The 26,032-nt window shown below is 67.1% G+C and carries 29 protein-coding genes; 2 read left to right on the forward strand and 27 right to left on the reverse strand.

What is annotated here, in order from left to right:
- Window positions 1–2 precede the first annotated feature (2 nt).
- From G467_RS0112710 to glyA, 11 genes are all read right to left on the reverse strand, one after another.
- Entirely contained in the window at window positions 3–491 is a 489-nt protein-coding gene (locus tag G467_RS0112710) for a phosphatidylglycerophosphatase A family protein (RefSeq protein ID WP_022970122.1), read from the reverse strand.
- Complete coding sequence (thiL, locus tag G467_RS0112715; RefSeq protein ID WP_022970123.1) at window positions 488–1,447, reverse strand: thiamine-phosphate kinase; 960 nt, start codon at window positions 1,445–1,447, stop codon at window positions 488–490. The genes G467_RS0112710 and thiL overlap by 4 nt, the downstream gene beginning before the upstream one ends.
- Window positions 1,448–1,454: 7 nt before the next feature.
- On the reverse strand, window positions 1,455–1,913 hold the full coding sequence (nusB, locus tag G467_RS0112720) for a transcription antitermination factor NusB (RefSeq protein ID WP_022970124.1): 459 nt from the start codon (window positions 1,911–1,913) through the stop codon (window positions 1,455–1,457).
- On the reverse strand, window positions 1,910–2,389 hold the full coding sequence (gene ribH, locus G467_RS0112725) for a 6,7-dimethyl-8-ribityllumazine synthase (protein WP_022970125.1): 480 nt from the start codon (window positions 2,387–2,389) through the stop codon (window positions 1,910–1,912). The genes nusB and ribH overlap by 4 nt, the downstream gene beginning before the upstream one ends.
- 86 nt (window positions 2,390–2,475) lie before the next feature.
- Window positions 2,476–3,579: a bifunctional 3,4-dihydroxy-2-butanone-4-phosphate synthase/GTP cyclohydrolase II gene (locus G467_RS0112730; protein ID WP_022970126.1), complete on the reverse strand. Its 1,104-nt coding sequence runs from the start codon at window positions 3,577–3,579 to the stop codon at window positions 2,476–2,478.
- A 53-nt stretch (window positions 3,580–3,632) separates the two neighbouring features.
- The gene (locus G467_RS0112735; RefSeq protein WP_022970127.1) at window positions 3,633–4,238 is read right to left on the reverse strand and encodes a riboflavin synthase; all 606 of its coding nucleotides are present in this window, start codon (window positions 4,236–4,238) and stop codon (window positions 3,633–3,635) included.
- 82 nt (window positions 4,239–4,320) lie between these two features.
- The gene (ribD, locus tag G467_RS0112740) at window positions 4,321–5,421 is read right to left on the reverse strand and encodes a bifunctional diaminohydroxyphosphoribosylaminopyrimidine deaminase/5-amino-6-(5-phosphoribosylamino)uracil reductase RibD (RefSeq protein WP_022970128.1); all 1,101 of its coding nucleotides are present in this window, start codon (window positions 5,419–5,421) and stop codon (window positions 4,321–4,323) included.
- Complete coding sequence (locus tag G467_RS0112745; RefSeq protein WP_022970129.1) at window positions 5,418–5,894, reverse strand: GNAT family N-acetyltransferase; 477 nt, start codon at window positions 5,892–5,894, stop codon at window positions 5,418–5,420. Before G467_RS0112745 ends, ribD begins: the two co-directional genes overlap by 4 nt.
- Window position 5,895: 1 nt before the next feature.
- Window positions 5,896–6,411, reverse strand: coding sequence for a transcriptional regulator NrdR (gene nrdR / locus G467_RS0112750; protein ID WP_022970130.1), 516 nt, complete (start codon window positions 6,409–6,411; stop codon window positions 5,896–5,898).
- Window positions 6,412–6,419: 8 nt separating this feature from the next.
- On the reverse strand, window positions 6,420–6,914 hold the full coding sequence (locus G467_RS0112755) for a hypothetical protein (RefSeq protein WP_022970131.1): 495 nt from the start codon (window positions 6,912–6,914) through the stop codon (window positions 6,420–6,422).
- Window positions 6,914–8,173, reverse strand: coding sequence for a serine hydroxymethyltransferase (gene glyA, locus G467_RS0112760; protein ID WP_022970132.1), 1,260 nt, complete (start codon window positions 8,171–8,173; stop codon window positions 6,914–6,916). The genes G467_RS0112755 and glyA overlap by 1 nt, the downstream gene beginning before the upstream one ends.
- Window positions 8,174–8,352: 179 nt before the next feature.
- Here glyA and ettA point away from each other — a divergent pair, with 179 nt between their 5' ends.
- Both ettA and pyrF read left to right on the forward strand, forming a co-directional pair.
- Window positions 8,353–10,014: an energy-dependent translational throttle protein EttA gene (ettA, locus tag G467_RS0112765; protein WP_022970133.1), complete on the forward strand. Its 1,662-nt coding sequence runs from the start codon at window positions 8,353–8,355 to the stop codon at window positions 10,012–10,014.
- A 59-nt stretch (window positions 10,015–10,073) separates the two neighbouring features.
- Entirely contained in the window at window positions 10,074–10,892 is an 819-nt protein-coding gene (gene pyrF / locus G467_RS0112770) for an orotidine-5'-phosphate decarboxylase (protein WP_033397855.1), read from the forward strand.
- On the opposite strand, the gene G467_RS0112775 is transcribed toward pyrF, so the two are convergent.
- Genes G467_RS0112775 through gspE form a run of 16 tightly spaced genes read right to left on the reverse strand, consistent with a single transcriptional unit; the run spans window position 10,876 to window position 25,985 of the window.
- Window positions 10,876–11,790 (reverse strand): glycosyltransferase family 2 protein, encoded by a 915-nt coding sequence (locus G467_RS0112775; protein WP_022970135.1) that lies wholly within the window; start codon window positions 11,788–11,790, stop codon window positions 10,876–10,878. The genes pyrF and G467_RS0112775 overlap by 17 nt on opposite strands.
- The gene (locus tag G467_RS16785) at window positions 11,787–12,656 is read right to left on the reverse strand and encodes a class I SAM-dependent methyltransferase (RefSeq protein WP_022970136.1); all 870 of its coding nucleotides are present in this window, start codon (window positions 12,654–12,656) and stop codon (window positions 11,787–11,789) included. Before G467_RS16785 ends, G467_RS0112775 begins: the two co-directional genes overlap by 4 nt.
- A gap of 7 nt (window positions 12,657–12,663) precedes the next feature.
- The gene (locus G467_RS0112785; RefSeq protein WP_022970137.1) at window positions 12,664–13,524 is read right to left on the reverse strand and encodes a glycosyltransferase family 2 protein; all 861 of its coding nucleotides are present in this window, start codon (window positions 13,522–13,524) and stop codon (window positions 12,664–12,666) included.
- The gene (locus tag G467_RS0112790) at window positions 13,521–14,717 is read right to left on the reverse strand and encodes an ABC transporter ATP-binding protein (protein ID WP_022970138.1); all 1,197 of its coding nucleotides are present in this window, start codon (window positions 14,715–14,717) and stop codon (window positions 13,521–13,523) included. Before G467_RS0112790 ends, G467_RS0112785 begins: the two co-directional genes overlap by 4 nt.
- Window positions 14,714–15,481, reverse strand: coding sequence for an ABC transporter permease (locus tag G467_RS0112795; protein WP_022970139.1), 768 nt, complete (start codon window positions 15,479–15,481; stop codon window positions 14,714–14,716). The genes G467_RS0112790 and G467_RS0112795 overlap by 4 nt, the downstream gene beginning before the upstream one ends.
- Window positions 15,478–17,661, reverse strand: coding sequence for a type II secretion system secretin GspD (gene gspD / locus G467_RS0112800; RefSeq protein WP_026802665.1), 2,184 nt, complete (start codon window positions 17,659–17,661; stop codon window positions 15,478–15,480). Before gspD ends, G467_RS0112795 begins: the two co-directional genes overlap by 4 nt.
- 9 nt (window positions 17,662–17,670) lie before the next feature.
- A complete protein-coding gene (locus tag G467_RS0112805) occupies window positions 17,671–18,405 on the reverse strand; it encodes a hypothetical protein (RefSeq protein WP_022970141.1) in 735 nt (244 codons plus the stop codon).
- 13 nt (window positions 18,406–18,418) lie between these two features.
- Window positions 18,419–19,036 carry a type II secretion system protein GspM gene (gene gspM / locus G467_RS16790; protein ID WP_022970142.1) on the reverse strand — a complete coding sequence of 206 codons (618 nt, stop codon included), beginning with the start codon at window positions 19,034–19,036 and terminating at the stop codon, window positions 18,419–18,421.
- Window positions 19,020–20,159 carry a PilN domain-containing protein gene (locus G467_RS0112815; RefSeq protein WP_022970143.1) on the reverse strand — a complete coding sequence of 380 codons (1,140 nt, stop codon included), beginning with the start codon at window positions 20,157–20,159 and terminating at the stop codon, window positions 19,020–19,022. The genes gspM and G467_RS0112815 overlap by 17 nt, the downstream gene beginning before the upstream one ends.
- Window positions 20,159–21,037, reverse strand: a complete 879-nt coding sequence (locus tag G467_RS0112820; protein ID WP_022970144.1) for a type II secretion system minor pseudopilin — start codon at window positions 21,035–21,037, stop codon at window positions 20,159–20,161. Before G467_RS0112820 ends, G467_RS0112815 begins: the two co-directional genes overlap by 1 nt.
- On the reverse strand, window positions 21,034–21,732 hold the full coding sequence (locus G467_RS16795; RefSeq protein WP_022970145.1) for a prepilin-type N-terminal cleavage/methylation domain-containing protein: 699 nt from the start codon (window positions 21,730–21,732) through the stop codon (window positions 21,034–21,036). Before G467_RS16795 ends, G467_RS0112820 begins: the two co-directional genes overlap by 4 nt.
- Complete coding sequence (locus G467_RS17625) at window positions 21,729–22,160, reverse strand: type IV pilus modification PilV family protein (RefSeq protein ID WP_022970146.1); 432 nt, start codon at window positions 22,158–22,160, stop codon at window positions 21,729–21,731. Before G467_RS17625 ends, G467_RS16795 begins: the two co-directional genes overlap by 4 nt.
- Window positions 22,157–22,609 (reverse strand): type II secretion system protein XpsH, encoded by a 453-nt coding sequence (gene xpsH, locus G467_RS0112835; protein WP_022970147.1) that lies wholly within the window; start codon window positions 22,607–22,609, stop codon window positions 22,157–22,159. The genes G467_RS17625 and xpsH overlap by 4 nt, the downstream gene beginning before the upstream one ends.
- 13 nt (window positions 22,610–22,622) lie before the next feature.
- Window positions 22,623–23,069 carry a type II secretion system major pseudopilin GspG gene (gene gspG, locus G467_RS0112840; protein WP_022970148.1) on the reverse strand — a complete coding sequence of 149 codons (447 nt, stop codon included), beginning with the start codon at window positions 23,067–23,069 and terminating at the stop codon, window positions 22,623–22,625.
- Entirely contained in the window at window positions 23,069–24,286 is a 1,218-nt protein-coding gene (locus G467_RS0112845) for a type II secretion system F family protein (RefSeq protein ID WP_022970149.1), read from the reverse strand. The genes gspG and G467_RS0112845 overlap by 1 nt, the downstream gene beginning before the upstream one ends.
- 4 nt (window positions 24,287–24,290) lie before the next feature.
- Window positions 24,291–25,985: a type II secretion system ATPase GspE gene (gene gspE / locus G467_RS0112850; protein ID WP_026802669.1), complete on the reverse strand. Its 1,695-nt coding sequence runs from the start codon at window positions 25,983–25,985 to the stop codon at window positions 24,291–24,293.
- Between the last annotated feature and the right edge of the window lie 47 nt (window positions 25,986–26,032).

The following is a 26,032-nucleotide window of genomic DNA, read 5'->3' on the forward strand; positions in this document are numbered from 1 at the left end:
GCTCAGCGCAGAAAATACGCGGCCGCCTGCAGGACCAGCAGCGCGTACACCCCGGCGAGCACATCGTCGAACATCGCACCGAAACCGCCATGCAGTTTGTCGTCGGCCCAACGCACCGGCCACGGTTTCCAGATATCGAACAGACGGAACAAGGCGAAACCGGCGACCAGCCAACCCAGCCCGACCGGCGCGAACCACAAGGCGATCCACTGGCCGATGAATTCGTCCCAGACGACGACACCGGGATCCTCGATGCGCGTCTTGCCGATGACCCAGCCCGCCGCCCACACGCCGATCGCAAAACCGGCCGCGATCACCAGCAAATAGATCGGCCAAGGCTGGTGCTGCAACCACAGCCACCACGGAATCAGCGCCGCGAGCGAGCCGCAGGTGCCGGCTGCTTTCGGCGACAGGCCGACGCCGAACCCGCTGGCGATCCAACCCGCCGGATGCGTGAGCACCACGCGTGGCGGCGACGGCGTGTCGTTCATGTCGGCTCCCGGAAATGTTCGAAGCCCGCCTGCGGCAGCACGAAAGCCTCGCCTTCGGGCGTATTCAGACGCAGGCCCAGCGCCGACGAAATCTGTCCGACCACGGTCGCCGTGAGGTCGAGCGCGGCGAACGCCTGCTCGATCGCCAGCGCATCGGCGGGCGCCGCGGTGAAACACAACTCGTAGTCGTCGCCGCCGGTCAGCTGCAAGGTCCAGCGCTCGGCTTCGCCGGGAAAATGATCGGCGAGACTGCGCGAGGTCGGCAGGCGGCCGAGGTCGAGATCGGCACCGACGCCGCTCTGCCTCAGCATGTGACCCAGATCGGCGGCGAGGCCGTCGCTCAGGTCGATCGCGGCATGGGCCAGGCCGCGCACGGCGAGCGCCGCTTCGTTGCGCGGCGTCGGCCGGTCGAGACGGTGACGCAGTTTCGCCGACATCAGGCCCTGCCGTTGCCATTGCGCGAGACCGCCGGCGGCATCGCCGATCGTGCCGGTCACCCAGATATCGTCGCCGGCTTTCGCACCGCTGCGGCGCAAAGCCTGACCGGCGGGGGCGAAGCCGTGGACGGTGACGGAAATCGACAGCGGACCGCGCGTGGTGTCGCCGCCGACCAAGGCGACATCGTGCTGGGCCGCCAGTTCGAGGAAGCCGTCGAGAAAGGCGTCGACCCAGTCCTCGTGTGCCTGCGGCAAGGTCAGGCACAGCGTCGCCCAGGCCGGCTTCGCGGCCATCGCGGCGAGGTCGCTGAGATTGACCGCGAGCGCCTTCCAGCCGATGTCGGCGGCTGCGGTGTCGTCCGGAAAATGCACGCCGGCCACGAGTGTGTCGGCACTGACGACCAGCAAGGCATCGGGCGGTACCCGCAACAGCGCGGCATCGTCACCGATGCCCAGAATCACGTCGGCGCGCTGGCCCGCGCGTTGCCGGAAGCGCTCGATGAGGTCGAATTCGGCCACGACGCCCTTACCGGCGCGAGGCCTGGATTTCGGTGGCGCGCCACTCGGCGGCGGCATGGTCGAGCACGCCGTTGACATAGGTATGGCCGTGGTCGGCACCGAAGCGCTTGGTGGTCTCGATCGCTTCGTTGATCACCACGCGATACGGCACGTCCGGACGATGCAGCAGTTCGAACGCGGCGATGCGCAACACCGCACGCTCGATCGGGTCGACCTGGGCGATGCCGCGATCGATGAACTTCGACAGCTCGGCATCGAGCGCCTCGGTGTTGCCGGCGACGCCGCGCACGAGCGCCTCGAAATATTCGAGGTCGGCGATCTCCATGTCCTGTTCGCTGCGGAACTGCTCGATGACCTTCTCGATCGCCGAATGCGACATCTGCCAGGCGTACAGCGCCTGCAACGCACGGCGACGGGCACGCGAGCGCGCGGCGGGATCGATGCCATCGGTACGGTGCGGCTTCATGCGTTGGATTCGCTCAATTGGTGCAGCAGGTGGGCCATTTCCATCGCCGCGAGTGCGGCTTCCTCGCCCTTGTTGCCGTGGTTGCCGCCGGCGCGCGCTTCCGCATGCGCATGCTCCTCGACAGCGAGCACGCCGTTGGCGACCGGCAGGCGGTAGTCGAGCGAGACGCGCATGAGGCCACGCGCGCATTCGTCGGCGACGTGTTCGTAGTGACGGGTCTCGCCGCGCACGACACAACCGAGCGCGATCAGGGCGGCGTACTTTCCGTTGGCGGCGAGTGCCGCCGCGGCCGTCGGCAATTCCCAGGCGCCGGGCACGCGAATCACGTCGACCAGACCGGCGTCCGCCCCGTTGTCGACCAGGGCGCGGCGCGCGCCATCGACCAGTACTTCGGTGATGCGCGGATTCCAGCGGCTGGCGAGGATGGCGTAACGCGCGCCGGGCAGCGGGCGGAGGTCGCCTTCGAATCGGGGCATGGTCGGGTCAGGGCTCGGTGGGGGTGCAGTTTAACAGGCCAGACCCCGCCGGCCCGGCCGGGCGTCGGGTCGGGGTTGAGGCCTGCTCAGGCCGTATGCGAGGTCGCGGCCACGTAGTCGACCACTTCCAGGCCATAGCCGGCCAGGCCGACCTGACGGCGCGGCGTGCCGATCACGCGCAGGCGCTTGAGACCCAGTTCCGCGAGGATCTGCGCACCGGCGCCATTGCGCCGCCACTCGGCGACTTTCGGCGCGTCGCCGGCTTCGCGTTCGGTGATGCGTGCCAACAGCGCATCGGCGGACACGGGGGCGGCCAGCACGACCACCACGCCGCTGCCGGCGGCGGCGACCTGGGCCATTGCATCGGCCGCGCTCAGGCCGAAATCGGCGCGCTGCCAATGCAGCACGTCCGACAGCGGATTCTTCACGTGCACGCGCACCAGGGTCGGCGTATCGGCCACGGGCGTGCCGCGCACCAGCGCGAAATGCAGCTCGCGGCTCAATCGATCGCGATAGGTCACCAGCCGGAACGGCCCGTGCGCGGTGTCGATGTCACGTTCGTCGACGCGGTCGATGGTGTGTTCGGTTTCCAGACGATAACGGATCAGGTCTTCGATCGAACCGATACGCAGACCATGCTCGGCCGCGAACGCCTCGAGTTCAGGGCGGCGCGCCATGCTGCCGTCGGCATTGAGGATCTCCACGAGCACGCCGGCCGGTTCCAGACCCGCGAGCAGGGCCAGATCGGTCGCTGCCTCGGTGTGTCCGGTGCGCGTGAGCACGCCGCCGGGCTGGGCCATCAGCGGAAAGATGTGCCCAGGCTGGGTGAGGTGCTCGGGCGCGGCGTCCGGGCGTACGGCCGTGCGGATCGTATGCGCGCGGTCGTAGGCGGAGATGCCGGTGGTCACGCCTTCCGCCGCTTCGATGCTGACGGTGAAATTGGTCTGGTACGGCGAATTGTTGTCGCTGACCATCAGCGGCAGATTCAGTTGCCGGCAACGCTCGCGCGTCAGCGACAGACACACCAGGCCGCGCGCGTGCGTGACCATGAAATTGATGTCCGACGGCCGCACGAGTTCGGCGGCCATGATCAGGTCGCCTTCGTTTTCGCGGTCTTCGTCGTCGACGATGACGACCATGCGGCCGGCGCGGATGTCGTCGAGGATGTCGGGAACGGAGGCGAAGGGCATGGCGTGGGATTCTCGGAGAACGGTGGCAGGAGGAAAGCGGCGCGCGGCGAGCGTTAGTCGGCGGGCGTGCCGGACGACAGCAGGCGTTCGACGTAACGCGCGACCAGGTCCACTTCCAGATTCACGGCATCGCCGGCGCGGCTCGCCGAAAACGCCGTGTGGGCGACGGTATGGGGCACGAGATTGACCTCGAAACCTTCGGCATCTGCGGCATTCACCGTCAGGCTCACGCCGTCCACGCAGATCGATCCCTTGACCGCGATGTAGCGCAACAGGCCGCGCGCGGCCGTGAACCGCCAGCGCTGCGAACGGCCGTCGTCCCAGATCTTCTGCACATGACCGATCCCGTCGACGTGACCGGCGACCAGGTGTCCGCCGAGACGGGTGGTCGGCAACAACGCCCGTTCCAGGTTCACCGGCGCCCCGATCGCGAGCCCACCGAGCGTGGTCAACGCGAGCGTTTCGTTGGAGACGTCGGCGACGAAACCTGCGCCGTCGAATTCGACCACGGTCAGGCACACGCCCGAAACCGCGATGCTTTCGCCCAGTTGTACGTCCTGCATCGGCAGCACGCCGGTCGCGATGCCCAAACGCAGGTCCCCGCCGCGCGCGAGTTTGCTTTCGATGTGGCCGACGGCCTGGATCAGTCCGGTGAACATGGGCGTTCGATACTCGTGCAGGAAATTCGCGACGGGCAGCCGCGGACAGAGAAAACGACCGTCATCGGGGACGAGCGCGCGATCACGCGCGGCTCCGCACCGGCCGCAGCAGCAGCCGCAGGTCCGGACCGACGTGACGGGAATCGACGATCTCCAGACCCAGGCGCTCGGACATCACGGAAATATCCAGCCCGCCGAGCAGCGGGCGTCCGCGATCGCCAAGGATCACCGGTGCGATGTACAGCAGCAGTTCGTCGACGAGCCCGGCCTCGATGAGACTGCCGGCCAAGGTTGCGCCGGCTTCGACCTGCACTTCGTTGATCGCGCGTTGCCCCAGCTGCGCGAGCATCGCACCCAGGTCCAGGCGCCCTTTCACGCGCGGCACCGAATACGCGGCGATGTCGTCGCCGTAGTCGGGCACCATGTCGACCGCATGCACGGCCAGGGTCGGCGCACTGGCGTCGAACACGCGCGCACGTGTCGGCACGCGGCCGCGCGTATCGAGCACGACGCGCAAGGGTGCGACCGCTTCTTCGCCATCCGGCAAGCGCGCAGTCAACTGCGGATTGTCGGCCAGCACCGTGCCGCTAGCGGTGAGAATCGCCGCACTACGAGCACGCCAGCGCTGCACGTCGGCGCGTGCGGCTTCGGAGGTGATCCATTTCGACTCGCCGCTGGCGAGCGCGGTGCGGCCATCGAGGCTCATCGCGAGTTTCAGGCGCACCCAGGGACGCCCGCGTTCGATGCGCGAGAAAAAGCCGCGGTTGAGTTCCCGCGCCGCAGTTTCCATCAGGCCGGTGTCGACGACGACGCCGGATGCGGTGAGCTTGCGGAAGCCTTCGCCGGAGACCTGCACATAGGGATCGCGACTCGCGGCGACCACGCGCGTGATGCCGGCGGCGACCAGCGCGTTCGCGCAAGGCGGCGTGCGTCCGTGGTGCGCGCAGGGCTCGAGCGTGACATAGGCCGTCGCACCCATCGCGGCTGCGCCCGCATGTTGCAACGCGTGCACTTCCGCATGCGGCTCGCCGGCGCGTACATGCCAGCCTTCGCCGACGACGCGGTCGCCCTGCGCGATCACGCAACCGACCATGGGATTGGGCTTGGTGGTGTAGGCGCCGCGTTCGGCCAATCGCAGCGCGCGTGCCATCAGGGCGTGATCGGTAGCGTTGAATTCGGTCATTGCGCTCGGCTGCGGGGAACGATCGCCATCACGGTGACGGCCGTTCCATTGAGTTGGGTCGATTCGACCGCTTCCCAACCCAGTTGTTCGTAGAACGCAGCATGTTCGGGCGTGAACAGGAACAGACGCTCGACGCCGTTGAGCGCCGCGAGTTCGACGGCCGCTTCGACCAGGGCCTGGCCCAGACCCTGCCCGCGCGCGTCCTCGTCGACATACAGGCTCGCCAGCCAGGGACTGCCGCGATCCTTCAGCTCCGCCGCGTCTTCATGCACGACGCTGACCGAGCCGAGCAAGGTGTCGCCGTCGAGCAGGACCAGGGTGGTCGGCAACGTGCGCCGCGTCGCGTGGTCCTGCAGCTCGGCCGTCGCGACCTCCAGGGTCCAGCCGCTATACAGATGCCCCCATTCGGCGTGATGCCAGGCGGCGAGTGCCGGCACGCGGCCGGGATGGTTGCTCAGATAATCCAGGCGCATGTCAGCGTTTCTTGCTCGCGGGCTGCCCGTCGAGCAGGGGCAGCTGTTCGGTGGACAGGCCGGGCAGATCGCGCTCGAGACGTTCAATTTCCTCGCGGAAATCGGCGACGTCCTCGAACTTGCGATACACCGACGCGAAGCGCACGTAGGCGACCTGATCGAGTTTCTTGAGTTCGTCCATGACGAACACGCCGACCTTGCGCGAAGGCAGCTCGCGTTCGCCGGTCATGCGCAACGCATGGATCACGCCGCGCACCGCCGTATCGATCTGCTCGGCCGACACCGGGCGCTTCTGCAGCGAGCGTTCGAAGCCGGTGCGCAGCTTGCGTTCGTCGAAGGCTTCGCGCCGGCCGTCGCTCTTGATCAGCGAAGGCAGCTTGAGTTCGGCCGTCTCGAAGGTGTTAAAGCGCTCGCCGCAGGCTTCGCATTCGCGGCGGCGCCGGATCGTCGCGCCGTCTTCAGAGACGCGCGAGTCGATGACGCGGGTGTCTTCGTGCTGGCAGAAAGGACAGTGCAAGTCCGGCCCTAGCGCTTGAACTGCAGTGGCACGATGACGACGTTCTTCACCGGCTTGCCCTGCACGGTCGCGACATTGAGCTTGGCGTCGGCCAGGCCGTCCAGGATCGGCGCGACGTATTTTTCCGAAGTCGCACAGGCGACGATGACCTCGGCGACGCTGCCGTCCTCGTTGACCAGCAAGGTCGCGGTCGCAGCGCCGTAGCGCGGGAAATCGCGGTCGCGGCGCGAATAGCGCTCGAGCGAAATGCGCGGCAGCACCGGTGCGTGTTGGTTGGCCGGCACCGGATCAAGTCGGTCCTTGTCGGCATCGAAGGGCTTGACCTTGCGGTCGAAATCGTCAGCGCTGATCAGGCCTTTCTGGCCGGCCGGGCATCCGATCATCGCCGGGGTCGCCGTCGCAGTTGCGGCCGCGGTCGTATCGTCCGCCGCGCGTGCGTTGGATACGACTGCGCTTGTCAGAACGATGCCCAGCGCGGCGATGCGTGCAGTGGTCGTGAGCATCAGGCGTCTCCGTAGACCGGGAACTGCTTGCACTGCAGCGTGACATTGCCACGCACGCCGGCGATGACCCGGTCGTCTCCCGGGGCGTCGAGCACATCGCAGATCCAGTTCGCGAGCGCGACGCAGTCGGGCTCCTTGTAGCCACGCGTGGTGACCGCCGGCGTGCCGATGCGCAGGCCCGAGGTCACGAACGGCGAACGCGGGTCGTTGGGCACGGCATTCTTGTTGACGGTGATGTGGGCCTTGCCGAGCGCCGCTTCCGCGTCCTTGCCACTGACGTCGCGACCGATCAGGTCGATCAGCATGAGGTGGTTCTCGGTGCCGCCGGAGACGATCTTGTAGCCGCGCGAGATCAAGGTCTTCGCCATCGCCTGCGCGTTCTTCACGACCTGCGCCTGGTAGTCCTTGAACGAGGGTTCGAGTGCTTCCTTGAACGCGACGGCCTTCGCGGCGATCACATGCATCAGCGGACCGCCCTGGATGCCGGGGAACACGATGCTCTGCAGCTTCTTGGTCAAGTCCTCGGATGCGCCCTTGGCGACGATGATGCCGCCGCGCGGTCCGCGCAGCGTCTTGTGCGTCGTGGAGGTGACCACGTGCGCGTGCTCGATCGGGCTCGGGTACACGCCCGCCGCGATCAGGCCGGCGACGTGCGCCATGTCGACGAAGAAGATCGCGCCGACCGAGTCGGCGATCGCGCGCATGCGCGCCCAGTCGACGACCTGCGAGTAGGCGCTGAAGCCGCCGATCAGCATCTTCGGCTGATGCTCGGTCGCGAGGCGCTGCACTTCGTCATAGTCGATCATGCCGTTCGCGTCGACGCCGTACTGCACGGCGTTGAAGAGCTTTCCGCTGACATTGACCTTCGCGCCATGGGTGAGGTGGCCGCCGTGCGCCAGGCTCATGCCCAGAATCGTGTCGCCCGGCTGCAGCAGGGCCAGGAACACCGCCTGGTTCGCCTGCGAGCCCGAATGCGGCTGCACATTGGCGTAGTCCGCGCCGAACAACTGCTTGACGCGCTCGATCGCCAGCGCCTCGGCGATGTCGACGTACTCGCAGCCGCCGTAATAGCGCTTGCCCGGATAACCTTCCGCGTACTTGTTGGTCAGCACGCTGCCCTGGGCCTCGAGCACGCGCGGACTGGCGTAGTTTTCCGAGGCGATCAGCTCGACGTGATCCTCCTGGCGCTGGCGTTCGGATTCGATGGCCTGGGCCAGGGTGTCGTCGTAACCGGCAATGCGCATGTCGCGGGGGAACATTCGGACCTCGGGGAGGGGGCGGGACAGACACAAATTGTAGCCCCGGCGCGGGTTTAGGGCCACAACAGGGTGGCATCGGACGGCGTCATCCGGGATAATCGACGGCTTATCGCCACCCCTCCCCGCCGACCCGCCTTGGGCCGCCGGGCGTGCGCGACTTCGCTCGAGGAGCCTCTCCCATGCAATACATCTACACCATGATCGGCGTGTCCAAGGTCGTGCCGCCGAAGCGCGAAATCATCAAGGACATCTCCCTCAGCTTCTATCCGGGCGCGAAGATCGGCCTGCTCGGCCTGAACGGCGCCGGCAAGTCGACCGTGCTGCGCATCATGGCGGGCGTGGACACCGACTTCCTCGGCGAAGCCCGTCCGCAACCGGGCATCAAGATCGGCTATCTCGAGCAGGAGCCGAAGCTCAATCCCGCGCATACCGTGCGCGAAGCGGTCGAGGAAGGCGTCGGCGACCTGCTGCATGCGCAGTCCCTGCTCGACGCGGTGTATGCCGCCTATGCCGAAGAAGACGCGGATTTCGACAAGCTCGCGGCCGAACAACAGCGCCTGGAAGCGATCCTCGCCACGGGCGACGCCGATACGCTGGAGCTGCAGCTGGAAATCGCCGCCGACGCCCTGCGTCTGCCGCCGTGGGACGCCAATGTGGGCAAGCTGTCGGGCGGTGAAAAGCGCCGCGTCGCACTGTGCCGCCTGCTGCTGTCCAAACCCGACATGCTGCTGCTCGACGAACCGACCAACCATCTCGACGCCGAATCGGTCGAATGGCTCGAACAGTTCCTGACGCGATTCCCCGGCACCGTCGTCGCGGTCACCCACGATCGCTACTTCCTCGACAACGCCGCCGAATGGATTCTCGAACTCGACCGTGGCCGCGGCATTCCGTGGAAGGGCAACTACAGCGACTGGCTGAGCCAGAAGAGCGAACGCCTGAAGCTGGAAGAGTCGCAGGAAAAGTCGCGCCAGAAGGCCCTGGCCAAGGAACTCGAATGGGTCCGCCAGAACGCCAAGGGCGGCCGCTCGAAGGGCAAGGCGCGTCTGGCCCGCTTCGAGGAGCTGAACTCGCAGGAATACCAGAAGCGCAATGAAACCAACGAGATTTTCATTCCGCCGGGCGAGCGCCTGGGCGACAAGGTCATTGAATTCAAGAACGTCACCAAGAGCTTCGGCGATCGCTTGCTGATCGACGATCTGAGCTTCCAGGTGCCGCCGGGCGCGATCGTCGGCATCATCGGCCCGAACGGCGCCGGCAAGTCGACGTTCTTCAAGATGATCACCGGTATGGAAAAACCCGATTCGGGCGAGGTCAACATCGGCCACACGGTGAAGATCGCCTACGTCGACCAGAGCCGCGACAAGCTCGAGGGCAACAAGAACGTCTGGCAGGAAGTGTCGGGTGGCTCGGACATCCTGACGATCGGCAAGGTCGAGATCCAGTCGCGCGCCTACATCGGCCGCTTCAACTTCAAGGGCGCGGACCAGCAGAAACTCGTGGGCACGCTCTCGGGCGGTGAACGCGGTCGTCTGCACCTGGCCAAGACCCTGCTGCAGGGCGGCAACGTGCTGCTGCTCGACGAACCCTCCAACGATCTCGATATCGAAACCCTGCGCGCGCTCGAAGACGCGCTGCTCGAGTTCCCCGGCTGCGTCATGGTCATTTCCCATGACCGCTGGTTCCTCGACCGCATCGCGACGCACATCCTCGCGTTCGAAGGCGATTCGCACGTCGAGTTCTTCCCGGGCAATTACCGCGAATACGAAGAAGACAAGCGCCGCCGCCTCGGCGAAGAAGGCGCGAAGCCGCATCGTCTGCGTTACAAGGCGCTGAAGTAACAGGAAACATCCTCCCCCTGCCCGCAGGGGGAGTCAGTCTGGACGGAGAGGAGATCGTGATGGCGACGAGGTTCATGGACGCGTTGCGCAAGCGCTGGTCAGCCGCCAACTCCCTGGTCTGCGTCGGCCTCGATCCGGAACCGGCGAAGTTCCCGGCGCATCTGCGCAGCACGCCTGACGCAGTATTCGAATTCAACCGCGCGATCATCGACGCTACCGCCGACCTGGTCTGCTGTTTCAAGCCGCAGATCGCCCACTTCGCCGCGCTGCGCGCCGAAGACGCGCTCGAGCGCCTGATCGCGCATATCCATGCCGCGCATCCCGGCATCCCGGTGATCCTGGACGCCAAGCGCGGCGACATCGGCAGCACCGCCGCGAACTACGTCATCGAAGCCTTCGACCGTTACGGCGCCGACGCGGTGACGGTCAATCCGTATCTGGGCCGCGACTCCGTGCAGCCTTTCCTCGACCGCGCCGACAAGGGCGTGATCGTGTTGTGCCGGACCTCGAATCCGGGCGCGGGCGATCTGCAGGACCTGCCCGTCGACGGCCGTCCGCTGTACCAGCATGTGGCCGAAAAAGTCGCGCGGGAATGGAACAGCCACGGCAACTGTGCCCTCGTCGTCGGCGCGACCTGGCCGACGCAACTGCGCGAAGTGCGTGGGATCGTCGGCGCCCTGCCCTTCCTCGTGCCGGGCGTCGGCGCGCAGGGCGGCGATGTCGAACAGATGGTCGGCCATGCCAAGACCGGCGACGGCACAGGACTGATGATCAGCTCCTCGCGTGCGATTCTCTATGCCGGCCAGGGCGAAGACTTCGCCGCCGCAGCGCGCGCGGCCACCCTGAGTCTGCGCGACGCGATCAACCGCTGCCGCTGATCCGCGGAGTCAGCGTCACGCGCGCGGCCGCCCACAGGCAATGGCTCCACAGCCCCAGCCATAGCAGGGGCTTGAGCCAGTCGTCGGTCTGCGCCGCCTCGAATTTCTGGAAATACCGCCACAGACTGCGGTGCTTCTGCCACTCGACCCAGACCGGGCGCGTGCGGCTGGACACACCGCGCACATGCACGACGCGGATGTCGTTGGCGACCAAGACCTCATAACCATGCTCGCGCACGCGCCGGCACAGGTCGATGTCCTCGACATGCAAACGATAGGTTTCGTCGAAGCCTTCCAGGCGCAGAAATAGCCCCAGCGGCATCAGCATCAGGGCGCCGGAGAGTGCTTCGACCGGCTGCAGGTCCAGGCGCGGATCACGGCCCAGATACAGATCATCGCGTTTGCCCAGGCGCGCCAACCACTCGCGCAGGGACGGATCGCGACGGCGCGCCGATGGGTCGCTGACGCCGTTGACGTCCACCAGTTCCACGCCGAGCATGCCCGCGCCCGCGCGCTGGATGCCCATCGACACCAGGCGCGACAGCGTGTTCGCCTCGACATAACAGTCGGGATTGACGAAGGCGACCCAGGGCGTATCGAGCGCACTCGCGCCCTGGTTGCACGCGGCGGCATAGCCGGAGTTTTCGCTGTTGCGCACCAGCTGCAGGCGGGAATCGCGACTGGCCAGCACGCGTACGCGCTCGCAGGTATCGTCGCCCGAGGCATTGTCGACGACGACGATGCGGGTAATCGACTTGGCACCGAGCAATTCTTTCAGGCAACGCTCGATTGTACTCGCCGAATGGTAGGTGACCACGACGACGCCGACATCGGTCGCGCCCTGCGAACGGCCGAAGCCGATCAGGCGACCCTGGAATGAGTGGCGCGATTCGGTCATGGACCGGGCGACTCCGGCGACGCCGCGGCGACCTGCGCGCGCAGACGTTCGACTTCCTGCTCCAGCCACGCGATATGCCGCGCGGCAGCCTGGTTGCTGCGCACGTTCTGGTTGTAGTCGGCGTAGACCGATTCGTCGGCGTCCACATACAGGGCCAGGCCCGGCAGGCGGTCGAGCACCGCCGCCTCGTGCGCGCAGGCGGCGAGGAAGTACATCGGCGCCAGATCCAGCGTCTCGCGCATCGCGTCGCCGTCGTGCAGGCTTTCGTGCACGCCCTGCCCTGCCCCGTCCAGCGAACGCAGCAGGGAAACGAAAGCGAGCTTCTGCCCGAACAGCCGTCGCGCGGAAAACCGCGGCGCCAGCAGCGCCTCGAATTCCTCGCGATAAAGTTCGCGCACATGGTGCGGATTGGTCACGCCGGTCGCGTCGGTGTACTGGCGTTTGTCGGGTGTGGACACCAGCAGCAGGCCGCCCGGTGCGAGCAGTCGCGCGAACCCATCGAGCAGCTGCTCCTGCGCCTGCACGTGCTCGAGCGTCTCGAAGCTGACGATGAGATCGAAACTCGCCGAGGGCAGAGCATCGAGCATGGTCGCATCGGCGACGTCGAAGCGCAGGTTGTCGGCGGCACCGTAACGGGCGCGCGCATGCGCGACGGTGACCGTATCGATGTCCACGCCGAGCACCGAAACGGCCGTTCCCGCGAGCAGTGCGCTGCCAAAGCCCTCACCACAGGCGGCATCGAGCACGCGGCGACCGCGCGCCAGCGTCCGCGCGAACGCATAGCGATGCCAGTGTTCGTACGCGATTTCGCGCACGCACTCGGGGGTGAAGCGTTCGCCGGTGAATGGCAGGATGGCGTCGCTCATGAGCTCCTCAACCGAAAAGGTCGCGTTGCGGTCCGCCGCGCTCGATCTGCAGCAGGCGCTCGGCCAGGCGATCGCGCAGCGGGCGCAGCGGATCGGCGAGGATGAAGCGCGCAACCAGCTCATGATAATCCGGCCAGCGCGCCAGCAGTCGCTGGAGGTTCTCGCCGCCCGGCCCCTGCCCCAGCGGACCGAAAGAGGCATTGCCGGCGTGCACGACGTAGGCGCCGTCGCACAGGACATTGCGCCAGCCCATCGCGGCGACACGGCGGCAGAAGTCGTTTTCCTCGCCATAGCCCCGGCCGAAGGTCGCGGCATCGAAGCCGCCGACCTGGCGCAAGGCGGCGCGGCGCACGAACATGCAAAAACCGACCGCCGTGGGCAGCTCGGGATACTCGTGCACCGGCAGGCTGGCCGCCGCTTCCGCCAACCGGTCGGCATCGGCGGGTGCCGGCGCCGGGTTGTTCTCCAGGAAGCGCGGGAAAGAACAGATCTCGGCATTGTTGGACCAGGGCGTGATGGTGGCGATGCGCGCATCGCTGGCCGCACAGCGCACGATCTGCGCCAGCCAGCCCGGCGTGGCGACGGCGTCGGAGTTGAACAGCACGACATCGGCGTCGCCGGTTTCGGCGAACGCGGCATTACAGTTGGCGGGGAAGCCGAGATTGACCTCGCGCCGCACATAACGCGCCTGTCCGCCGCTGCGCTCGCACCAGGCGCGGGCCAGCGTCGCCACCTGCGGATCGCTGGAGGCGTCGTCGGCGATCAGCACTGGCACGTCGCGCGGCAGGGTGCGCGTCAACGACGCCAGACAGGCGTCGAGCTCGGCCAGTGCATTGAACACCGGCACCACCACGGTCGGAAAACTCATGGCGCTTCGTCCGGCCCGAGCCAGCGGTGCGGCAGGCGTACGACCCCCAGCTCGCGGGTCGCGCCCTGGATCACGATGCTGCGCTCGCTGGTGCAGAACAGGCGCAGCGCTTCGGCATCGAGCACGTGCGTGCGCAGCTGGTAGCTGCCCGGCAACAGCGGCAACGCATCGAAATGCAGGCGGAAGCGGAAACGGTCGTCGCCCAGCGGTTCGCCGGCAACCTGGGCCATCTCCGAACTCAGGCCGTAAACGGGCGTGCCATCGGCACGCACCCAACCGCACATCAACACCGGCGCAACACCGGCCGGCGCACGCAATACCACCTCGTGCAACAAGGACGCCCCCTGCTCCAGATACTGCGCAGGCGCGTCTTGCGGCGGCGCGCCGGCGACGCTTTCGATTTCGTATCCGCCGGACTGCACGGGCGCAGTGGCTTCACCGTTCGGATCGCGCTGCCGGCTTTCATGCCAGGCCAGGTACTGCTGGCAGACATCGAAGACGTCGCCATGCTTCTCGATGCGGCCCTCGTGCAGCCACAGGGCCTGCCGGCAGAGCTTCTGCACGTGGTACATGCTGTGCGAAACCAGCAGCAAGGTGCCACCACCGGCGAGGTATTCGTCGATCCAGCGCGTGCACTTGCGCTGGAAACTCTCGTCGCCGACGCTGAGGATCTCGTCGGTGATCAGCAGCGCAGGCCGCACCGCCGCGATTACCGCGAAGCCCAGGCGCACGACCATGCCGGTGGAATAGTGTTTGACCGGCTCGTCGATGTAGGCGCCGATGTCGGCGAAGGCCTCGATCTCGGGCAGGCGCCGCGCGAGTTCAGCGTCGTCGAGGCCGTGCAGGGCCGCGGCCATGCGCACGTTTTCGCGACCGGAGTATTCGGGGTGGAAGCCGGCGCCGAGTTCGATCAGGGCGCCGATGCTGCCGCGCGTGGTGATGCTGCCCGCGCTCGGCGTCAGCACGCCGGTCACGAGCTTGAGCAGGGTCGACTTGCCCGCGCCATTTTCGCCGATGATCGCCAGCGACTGTCCTGCATGGACTTCGAAGCTGACGCCGTCGAGCACGACGACCTGCCGTTGCGGCGGCCGGCCGCGCACCATGTCCCACAGCGCGTGCACGCGATCGCCGGCGTGACCGAGGACCGGGTAGCGCTTGCACAGCCCGTCGGCGCGAATCAGCGGCGCGCTCACAGGAAATCCTCGAGGTGCGCACGCGTCCGCTCCGTCAGCCACCATGCCAAAGCGACCAGGGCGAGCGCGGCCAGCGCCGAACAGCCGAGCGGCGCCCAGGCGACCGGTTCACCGAGCAGGCCGTGACGCACGGCTTCGATCGGTGCGGTGAACGGATTGAAGCCGAGCGCGTCGCGCACCGGCGGCGGCAATTGCGCGCGGTCGTAGATGATCGGCGTGAGGAAAAATCCCAGCGACAACAACTGACCGACCGCGGACGCGACATCGCGCAGAAACACCTGCAGCACCGCGACGATGTGCGAGGCGCCGAGCGTGAACAACAACAGCACCGCCAGACCGGCTGTCATCGCCGGCAGACCACCGACATGCAGGGGCACGCCGAGCAGCGCCACGACCACCAGCACGAGGGCGAACCCGGCGAGATCGACGAGCACGCTCGCCGCCATGCGCGCATTGATGTACAGCGAATACGGCACCGCGATCTTGCCGATCAGCGACGCGTTGTCGATGAGCACGGTGACATTGCGGCCGACCGCGTTCGAGAACAGGCTCCACGGCCACAGCGCCAGCGCGAGGAACACGCCGTAAGGCACCGACGAGGCTGCGCGTGCCGGCAACAGGCTGCCGAACACCCAGGCCAGCACGGCCAGCTGCACCAGCGGCAGCACGATGTACCAGCCGCCTCCCAACAGGGTCCAGCGATAGCGCTCGCCGAGTTCGCGGCGCAGCAGCTCGCGGAAAACGGAGCGACGGGCCGGCGTCATCGCTGCGGTGCGGGCTTCTCCGCCGCTTTACGCAGGGGCTCCAGCGCGCGGAAGCGCTGGCCGTACTCGTCGGTCAGCTGACGGGCTTCGGCCGGATTGCGAACGATGGTCGGCGTGACCAGCACCAGGACTTCCGTGCGGTTGTTGTCGCGCTTCTGTTGACCGAACAGCGCCCCGACGAAGGGAATGCGGCTCAGGCCGGGCAGGCCCGCCGAGCCCTTGCCGTTCTCGGTCTTGATCAGGCCGGCAAGCAACACTGTCTCGCCGCTGCGCACGCCGACTTCGGTATGCAGCTTGCGCGTATCCACGCTGACATTGCCCGCGACGGTCGGCGTCTCGGGACTGTCGACCGCGGGCGAACTCACTTCCTGGGTGATTTCCATGAACACCATGCCGTCGCTGCTCACGCGCGGCTTGACCTTGAGGCTGATGCCGGTCTGGCGGAACTGCACCTGGCTGTAGGTATTGTCGGTGTTGGTATTGCCGCCGTTGTTGATGATCGTGCTGGCGACCGGGATCTGCGTACCGGAATTGAAATCGGCTTCGACGTTGTTGCGCACGAGCACCGACGGCGCCGACAGCACGTGCAGCTCGGACACCGAATCGAGCGTGGACACGATCGCCTGCGCGCTCGGGCCGAGGAAGGTGAAGCTGGCCGCACCGGGCGTCGTGCCGGGCGAGACCGAGGAACCGGAATTCTTCCAGTCGTCGAGCACCGAGGTGATCGCCTGCGTCGCGCTGTCGATGGAATTGCCGAAGAACCAGCTCACGCCGTACTGCAGCTTGTCGATCAGCTTGACCTCGACGACCTGCGCCTCGATGTGCACCTGCAGCGGCATGGTGTCGAGCCGATCGATCGCGCGACGGATCGACTCCCACTGCGCCGGACTCGCCCGCACGAGCAGGGAATTGCTTTCTTCGACCGCGCTGATGCCGACGTCGCCGCCGGCGATGTTCAGGGTCTGATTGCCGCCACCGCTGTTGCCGGTCGCGGCCGGCGTGTTCGTCGCAGGCTTGGTTGCCGGCGGCATGTCGGTGGTGCGCACTTCGACCGGATCCAGGCCCGGCATCAGGGATGCCGGCGCACTGTTGTTGCGGCTGCTGCCGTTGCCGAACACGGTGCCGAGCTGATCGGCGAGATCGGTCGCCTTGACGTATTTGACTTCGTAGACGTACAGACGCGCGCCGTCGCCACCGGCGTCCATGCGTTCGATCCAGCTCTGCACTTCGCGCAGGTAGCTGGCCTGCGGCGTGATGACCATGACGGCGTTCTGCCCTTCCAGCGGCATGAAGCGGAACATGCCGGCGATCGGCGTCTTGCCGCCTTCGCCGAAAATCTTCTCCAGCTCGCCGACGACTTTCGAAGCCTCGGCCGACTGCAGCGGGAACACGCCGACCGACATGCCGGCGAGCCAGTCGACATCGAAGATCTCGATCGTGCGCAGGTAGTTCTGCAACTCGGCGCGGGTACCGGCCAGCACGATGAGATTGCGCGAATTGTCCACCTGCACGACGGCATTGGTGCGTGCATACGGCTTGAGCAGCTTTTCCATTTCCGCCGCGGCGATGTACTTCAGCGGCACCGCGCGCACTTCGAAGCCGCGGGCATTCGCCGGCGAACCGGTGCGCGGCGACAGATTGCCGGCGACCGCCTGGTCGGACGGCAACACGTTGTAGCGACCGTCGCTCCAGACCAGACGCGCGTTGTTCCAGCCCAGCACCATTTCCAGCAGGGACAGCGCCTGGGCATTGTCGACCGGACGCGGCGTCGCCAGCGTCACGGTGCCCTGCACGCCCGGAGCGATCACGTAGTTCTGCTGCAGCAGGTCGCCGAGGATGACCTTGACCACCGTGTGCACCGACTCGCCTTCGAAATTGAAGGTCGCTTCGCCGCTCGATCCCAGGTTCGGCGGCGGCGTCGCAGCCACGCGCTGGTTGATCAGCTGGCCATTGCCGGCACGGATGCGCGGACGCACTTCGGACGGCGCGCTGTCGGAGCTCGGGCCGGTCGGCACGACGTGGCCGTTGACGATCACGGGCGGCGACGACGGTGCGGATTCGGCGTTGGCCGGCGGCATCGGCGTGTTGTTGCGTTCCATGCGCGGCACGGAGGGCGTCGCGCAGGCGGCAAGCACGCTGAGCAAGGCGAGAAGAACTACCGGACGGATCGCAAGAGTCATCTTGTCACTTTACCTTCTGTCGTCGGTGTCGCGGGGGGGCTGGGCGCGCAACTGCGCGCGCCGGGCTTCGATGCGACGGCGGATCGCTTCAACCTGTTCTTCCTGCGTCATGGCCTTTTCGCCGGGCGCGGGCATCAATGCGGACATCGGCTGGCTCGGCGGCGCAGGCGTGGCCTGGGCTTCGGGCGGACTGCCCGGTGCCGAAGTTGCGACCGGCGCCACGGCAGACGCCTCGGTCGCCGCGCTCTCGACGCGGGTCGGCGGCACACCGCCCTTGCCGTCGAACACGCGCAAGGGGAAGGTCTGCTGCCCGCTCGGGCCCTCGAACGTCGCCTGCCGCGGTTTGAGCGCAAGCAGACGCCATTGCGTGCCTTCGACGTTTTCGCCCACGCGCACACGGCGACTCTGCCCGCCTTCGTTCATCGTCAGCACCGCCATCTGCAGGCGCGGCGTGATCAGGATGCTGGTGACGATCGCATCGAGCGTGGCGCTGCCGGCGTCGCCTGCAACAGCGGAAACCGCATGCGGACGACGGTCGGCGCTGAGCAGCGGTCGCGCACCGACTTCCGCGAACGACGGCAGCGGACCGAGTCGCGATTGACCCTGGGTCAGATGCAGGGCGCGCAAAGGCGGCGGTGGTTCGCCGCCCTCGGTGATCGGCGCGATGCGGCCGCCAAGACCGGCCATCGTCAGCGCGAGCAAGGTCAGTGCCCACAGGCACAGCGTGCCGAGCAACAGGGTCACGGGGCGTTGTGCTTCAAGCACGCGGCACCTCGGGCGTGGTGGCGAGCGGGAGGTAGCCGTACAGATCGAAACTGACATCGACGCCACCGCCGCCGGCATCGCTGCCCGGCACGAGGTAGCTGCCGCGCGAGAGCAACTCGAGGTTGTCGATGAACAACTGCGGGCGGCCGCTTTCCAGCGCATGCATCACGGCAGCGATTTCGCCCATGCCGCAGCGCAGGCGCACCTGCACGACCACGCGCTGGAACGGCTGTTTTTCGCTCGCCGGTTCCGCCGGCGTGCGCGAGGTGATCTGGCAGGCCGCCGGATTGGAGCTGGCGGCGCTGACCACGCGTTCCAGACGCTCGACCAGGGCGGCGATCGCCAGACCACGATTGGCTTCGGGCAGGAAGCCGGGATTGTCGGCTTCGAACGCGCGCACCTGCGCGAGCTGTTTTTCGATGTCCGCACGCTGCGCCGCTTCCGCACGCAGACTGGCTTCCTGCGTACGCAGCGCGTCGATCTCTTCGCCCATGGTCAGCATCGGCGCGGTGAACCACCAATGCACGAGCACGAGGTAGGCCACCAGCACGGCGAGCGCGACGCCGCCGAGCACGCGCCAACGCGGCGGCAGACTATCGGGCTTTGCCATCTTCGGCCTCCTGGGCTGAGCCGGCGACGGTCGCCATGAGGGTGAATCGCTCTTTCTTCGTGCGCGGATCGGCCTGCACGGGACCGACCAGGCCCGGCGAGCGCAGCACCGGCGAGGACTGCAACATGCCCACCAGCGCCGAGGCCTGGCTGCTTTCGCCGACGACGGTCACGCGTCCGGCGATCACCGACACTTTTTCCAGATAGGTGTCGTCGGGCATGCGCTTGGTCAGATCAGCGACCAGTTCGAGCATCGTCGGCTGTTGCGCGCGCTGCTTGGCGAGGAAATTTGCCGCCTGCACGGAGGCGTCGAGCGCATGGCGCAGCTTGCGCACTTCCCGCGCCTGCTGGTTCGCCGTCGCGAGCTGCGTGGTGTAGGCGTCGAGCGTGGCCTGGCGATTGGCCAGGGCCAGCCACATCGCCGCGAACAGGGACGTCGTGAGCACCAGGGCGAGCACCAGATTGATGCGCAACGCGCGATCCACGCCCGCACCGCGCTGCGTCGCCGGCAGCAGGTTCACGCCCAGGCGCTGTCCGTCGGGCTCGCGCACATCCACACCGGCCAGGCCCTGGGCCATCGGACCCAGCGCGGCGAGCGCCGCGTCGAGGCGGGCTTTCGGCAACACCACCAGTTCGACGCGAACGAGTTTGCTCACGGCATCGCGCGACAGCACGCGCGCCTCGAAACTGACCTGGTCGGCGGCAAACGGCGTCTGCCGATCGATCTCGTGCATCAGCACATCGCGCAAACGCGTTTCGGCCGAAGCCGGCAAGCTCAGGCTGCGACGCAGTGCCTGCGATGGATCGATCAGAAGCCAGCGCGGCACGCCGCCGGCATTGTCGTCCAGGCGCAGGCGCAGGTTGGTCAGCAGCTCGGCATCGTCTAGCGGCACGCTGCCGATCGTCTGCAGGCTGCCGTCGAGACTGGCGTGCAGGCGCAATTCGTTGTCGGACAACTGCAGCAGCAACAAACGTTGCTGCGCTCCCAGCTGCTGGCGCAGGCGCGCCGGCAGCAGGCCGAGCACGGCCTCGCCCGCCATCCGCCACCAGCCGGGAATCGGGCTGTCGAGATAGCGCAGGCGGAGGGGTTCCAGAGCTTGGAAAAAGGCGTGGTCGGCAGGCATCAGTCGGGTTCTCCCACCCGCCAGGAGAGTGGCGTGTAAAGCTGGCCAAACCCGCCGCTGCCGCCGGTGCGGAGGGTGGCGGTGACTTGGGCCTGCGTGCCGTCGTTGCGGGTGGCGCGGCTGGAAATACTATACGTGCCCGACCCTTGGGCCGATAGCACGGCCCCGTCAGGCAGGACCGGCGGGGGCATGCCCGGCCGCCAGCTGCCGCGCTGGGCGATCACCTGGGCGATTTGCGGGTCGCTCAGGCCGAGCGAGCGCAGCACCGGTTCGGCCGCATAGGCCGGGTTGGGCCGCGCCAGCCCGGTGTAGACGGTCAGGTAGGGCGCGAGCCGGTGGTAGCTGTCCGCGTCCATGCCCAGGATCTGCTGCAGCTCGGCGACGGTCTCGAACGGACGATCCTTGGCGCCGTAAGGCCGCCCGGCCTGCGCGTAGTCGCGGTCCTCGGCGCCGCCGGGTCCGCTGAGCAGGTCGTCGGGGTCGCGCCAGTCGGCGATCGCGGCGGTCAGCTGCGCGGCGCGCGCGGCATCGATGCCCACGGCCTGCATGAGGCCGGTGAGCAGGTCCGGCGTCGCGACGTTTAGGTCGAGCTTGCCGGTCTCGTCGACGATGCGCACATCGATGCGGAAGCCTTCGAACTCGAATGCATTCGCGCGCCCGTCGGGCACCCAATGACGGGTCTCTTCGGCGTCCTGCACGCGATACATCGCCAGCTCCAGCCCCGCTTCCGCCGCCTGGCGCGCGGCACCGCTGCGCTCGAAGAAGCGGCTTTGCAGTGCTTCGGTGCGCGCGGTCAGCGCGAACACCGACACCAGCCCGGTCAGCAGCACGAGCAGCCACAGCACCAGCAGCAAGGCGGCACCGCGGGACGACTTCATTCCTTGCCTCCGAGGCTCGAGGGCACCGGCTGGCCTTCGCCGCCAACGACCACGCCCGTGCCGGTGAACGCCGCGCCCAGGCGCAGGGCGACGACCAGATCCGGCCACTGTTCTCGGGAATCGTTGAAGCGCAATTTCAATCGCATCAGCGGTGGCATCTGACCACGCGCCTGCCAGTCCGACCGCCAGTCGCCGGCGCTGCCCTGGTCGTTGATCGTGCGGAATTCGAAACCGCCGTCGGCGATGCCGTCGAGCAGGACTTTCGGTTCACGCTCGGCATCGAGCGGGCCGTCGGGCGTGAGCAGGCGGAAACTGAAAACCAGCTGCTTGCCCTCGCGGCCGGGACGCAATTCCAGCGTCTGCAGATACGGCCCACCACGCGACAGATACCCCGGCATGGCCGCGACGAATTCCAGGCGCTGCGCGTCGCCGCGCACGTAACGGCCCTCGCCCGTGGCCGGATCGATTTCGTAGGCGATCGGCAACGCGCCGCCAGCCTGCGTGCGCACGAACCCCTGCACCGCACGCAGGCGCTCACTGCGCGCCGCGGTGGCATCGGCGCGTTCGGTCGCTCGGCTGGCACCGCGCAGGGTGCCGAAGGTCAACGCCAGTCCGAACGCGAGCAGGCTCAAGGCCACGACGACTTCGATCAAGGTGAAGCCGGCGGCCTGTCGACGGTGTGCGGAGGCTTTCATCGCGCAGCCCCCGGCAATACCACCGGCTTGCGTGCGCGCAGGGTCACCAGATGCAGACGCTGGTCGCGCGTCGCCGCGCCCCAGCTGACATCGAGCACGACGCGGTACAGGCGCGCGGCATCCAGCGCCTCCACCGGCGCCTGCGTGGATCCGTCAGGCGACGGGTCGGTGATTTCCTCGACTTGCAGTCGGTAGCGATAGCGGCCCTCGCCGAACTCGCCTTCGCGGCTGTCGGGAAGCACGGGCGCGAGCATGCCGAATTCGTCTAGGTAGGACTGCGCGTACATCATCGCCTCGCTCGCACTCTGCGAACGCTGCACTTGTTTGAGACCGCGCGAGAGCATCGCGATGACCAGGCCCATCGCCGCGGCGAGCAGGACGAAGGCGAGCATGACTTCGAGCAGGGTGAAACCGCGCATGCGCTTCATGGCGGGGCCTCGGCGCGCGTCATGCTCACCTGACCGGTCAGCCAGTCGACATCGAGTTGCCAGGCCGCGTGTTCGCGCGAAAGCGTGATGCGGCCGCCGGTCGAGGCGCCTTCGGGAAAAAACCGGATCGCTGCGATGCCCGCGCTCGGTTGTTCGATGCCGGCGGCGGTCGCGTGGATCGCGATCGCGGCGGGGACCTGGCCGTGCCGCCGATCGGGCGCGAGCCATTCGCGCGTGCGCGTGTCGAGCGTGAACACCTGCGGCTTGCCGGTGACGATCGCCTGCGCCCGCGTGTAGCGGATCTGCGCGGCGAGCTCGCGCGTGCTGTTGCGCAGTTGTTGTCCGGGCAGCCCCGAGCGCATCGCGACCGCCGCCATCGCCGTGGTCGCGGCGATCAGCACGATCACGACCAGCAGCTCAAGCAGGGAAAAGCCGCGGGCCTGGCGCATCGGAACGGCGCGCTCAGGGCGCGACGATGTCCTTGTCGACGCCATCGCCACCGGGTTTGCCGTCGACGCCGAGGCTCTTCAATTCGAAGGGCGCGTCGTTGTCGCCGGGTTTGCGGTATTCGATCGGGCGGTGCCAGGGATCCTGCAGATCTTCTTTCTTCGTAACGTAGGGACCCAGCCAGCCCGTGGCGTTGGCCGGCGCGGTGATCAGTTGCTCAAGCGAATCGGGATACTGTCCGACATCGGACTGGTAGCCTTCGATCGTGCCGGCGAGAGACTTCAGCTGGGTATCGGCGAGCTTTGCGTTGGCACGATCTCTGTTGGCGATGATCTTGCCGCCCACCACCGCCAACACGCCGCCGATCAACACGATCACGACGACCAGCTCGAGCAGACTCATGCCGCGCTCGCGACGCGGCGACGGGGAATGGGTGAAACGCGGATTCATCGGACGGTTCATCAGCCTAGGCTTCCAGTGAGGTCGTAAATGGGCAGGAGGACGGAAAGAATGATCGCGCCGACGACCACGGTCATCAGCAAGGTCAGCGCCGGCACCAACAGGGCCAGCAAACGGTCGAGCGCATTGCGGGTTTCGATATCGAACGTGTCGGCGACCTTGATCAGCATCGTGTCGAGTTCGCCCGATTCTTCGCCGACCTGGATCATCTGCACCGCCAGGCGCGGAAACACTTTCTGGCGGCCGAGCGCATAACCCAGACCGGCGCCGGTTTTCACCTCGCTGGCCGCGGCTTCCAGCGCATTGCCGAGCACGCGATTGGACAGCACGTTGCGACTGAGGTTCAGCGCGGTCAGCAGCGGCACGCCATTGCCGACCAGGGTGCCGAGCGTGCGCGCGAGACGTGCGCTGTCCAGACGCGCGATCAGCGAACCGACGAATTTCATGTCGAGCAGGCGCGCGTCCATGCGCAGGCGCCACTCGGCATCTTTCAAGCGCGTGTTCAGGAACCAGGCTGCGAGCGCCAGCACGATCAGCGCGAGGTACCAGTAGTCGCGGAGCGCCGCACTCAGCCACAGCACCGCCTGCGTGTACCAGGCGAGTTCGGCATTCAGGCTGGCGAACAGGGCCTCGAACTGCGGCACCACGACCATCAGCAGGAAAGTCACCGAACCGGCAACGAGCGTCACCAGGATCAGCGGATAGATCAAGGCATTGATCACGCGGCTGCGCAGCTCGCGGCTGCGCTCGAGATACTCGGCCAGGCGCTGCAGGGCATCGTGCAGGCCGCCGCCGGACTCGCCGGCACGCACGAGATTCACGTACAGGCGCGAGAACAGGCCGTGCTGCTGTTCCAGTGCCGTCGACAGCGGCGCGCCGCCGCGCACGGTGTCGCGGATGCGTTCTAGCACCTTGCGTGCTTCCGCCGATTCCGGCAGTTCAAGCAGGATGCCGAGCGCGCGGTCGAGCGGTTGGCCGGCGCCGAGCAGGGTCGCCAATTGCTGGGTGAACTGCAGGATCTGGTCGTTGCTGAGCTCGCGCTTTTGCGTGAGCGTGGAAAAATCAAAGCCCTCCGCGCGCTCGTCGGCGCGGCGCGCTTCCATCGGCAAATGCCCCTGGTCCTGCAGGCGCGCGATGACGTCGTCGGTGCTCACGGCCTCCATCTGGCCTGCGAGCGTTTCGCCGGTGGCGGACAGCGCCTTGTAGCGGAACAAAGGCACCGACCTAGCCCTCCTGCGTCACGCGCAGGACCTCTTCGATCGTGGTGACGCCCTGCATCGCCTTGATCAAGCCGTCCTCGTACATCGTGCGCATGCCGGTGGCGCGCGCGGCCTCTTCGATCTCGCCCATGCCCGCGTGCTGCATGACCAGGCGGCGCAGGTCGTCGTTCATGACCAGGAATTCCATGATCGTGCCGCGACCCAGATAGCCGGTCGGCGCGAGTGCGGACGGCTTCGGGCGATACAAATAGATCGTGCCTTCGGGCTGGAAGCGACGCAGGCCAAATTCCTCGATGACTTCCGGCAGCGCTTCGTATTTCTCCGCATGCGTGGGCTCAAGCCGGCGCACCAGGCGCTGCGCGAGGATGCCGTTCACCGTCGAGGTCAGCAGGTAGTCCTCGACGCCCATGTCGAGCAGTCGCGTGATGCCGCCGGCCGCATTGTTGGTATGCAGGGTCGACAGCACGAGGTGGCCGGTGAGCGCGGACTGGATGGCGATGCGCGAGGTTTCCAGATCGCGCATTTCGCCGATCATGATGATGTCCGGATCCTGGCGCACGATCGAGCGCAGCGCATGCGCGAAATCCAGGCCGATCTGCGGTTTGACCTGGATCTGGTTGATGCCTTCGATCTGGTATTCGACCGGATCCTCGACGGTGATGATCTTCACGTCGGGCGTATTGAGCTGCGACAGCGCCGCGTACAGCGTCGTCGTCTTGCCCGAGCCGGTCGGGCCGGTGACGAGCAGGATGCCGTGCGGCTGTTCGAGCACCTTGATGAAGCTCGACAGGAATTCGTCGGTGAAGCCCAGCGCCTTGAAATCGAGCACGACCGACTCGCGGTCGAGCAGACGCATCACCACGCTTTCGCCGTGCGCGGTCGGCACGGTGCTCACGCGCAGGTCGAGCTCCTTGCCTTGCACGCGCACCATGATGCGACCGTCCTGCGGCAGGCGGCGCTCGGCGATGTTGAGCTTGGCCATGATCTTGATGCGCGAGATCACCGCGGCGGTGAGATTGGCCGGCGGGCTTTCGGCTTCCTCGAGCACGCCATCGACGCGGTAGCGCACCTTCAGGCGGTTCTCGAACGGTTCGATATGGATGTCGGACGCGCGCAGTTCGACCGCGCGCTGGATCACCAGATTCACCAGACGGATGACCGGCGCTTCCGACGCGAGATCGCGCAGGTGTTCGACGTCGTCCTCGTCGCCGGCGCTGCTGTCGTCGCCGATGTTCTCGACGATCGTGCCCATCGCGCTGCGGCCCTGGCCGTAGTAGCGCTCGATGAGATCGGCGATTTCCGAACGCAGGCCGATCTTTACGCGCACCGCGCGACCGGTCGCCAGCTGGACGGCGTCGACGACATAGTCGTCCTGCGGGTCGGCGACGAGCAGATCGATGCCCGAAGCGTCTTCGCCGACCGGACAGACCGATTGCTGCTTGAGGAAACGCAGGGACATGGTCACGTTTTCCGGCGGCGCTTCCGGGCAGTCCTTGGCCAGCAGCAAGGGCAGTTGCAGCACCTCGCTCGCGGCTTCGGCCATGTCGCGCTCGGACACCATGCCCAGACGCACGAGCAACCCGGCCAGCGAGCCGCCGGCATCGGCCTGCAAACGCTGGGCCCGGACCAGGTCCGCGTCCTTGAGCCGGCCACGGGCCTGCAAGGCCTGGGCGACGCGCAGGTCGGCGGTTTCAGCGATCGGGTCGGCCGGGTGTTCGGTCGGGTCAGCGTTCACACGGAAAATCC

The organism is Arenimonas oryziterrae DSM 21050 = YC6267, assembly GCF_000420545.1.
Lineage (GTDB): Bacteria > Pseudomonadota > Gammaproteobacteria > Xanthomonadales > Xanthomonadaceae > Arenimonas > Arenimonas oryziterrae.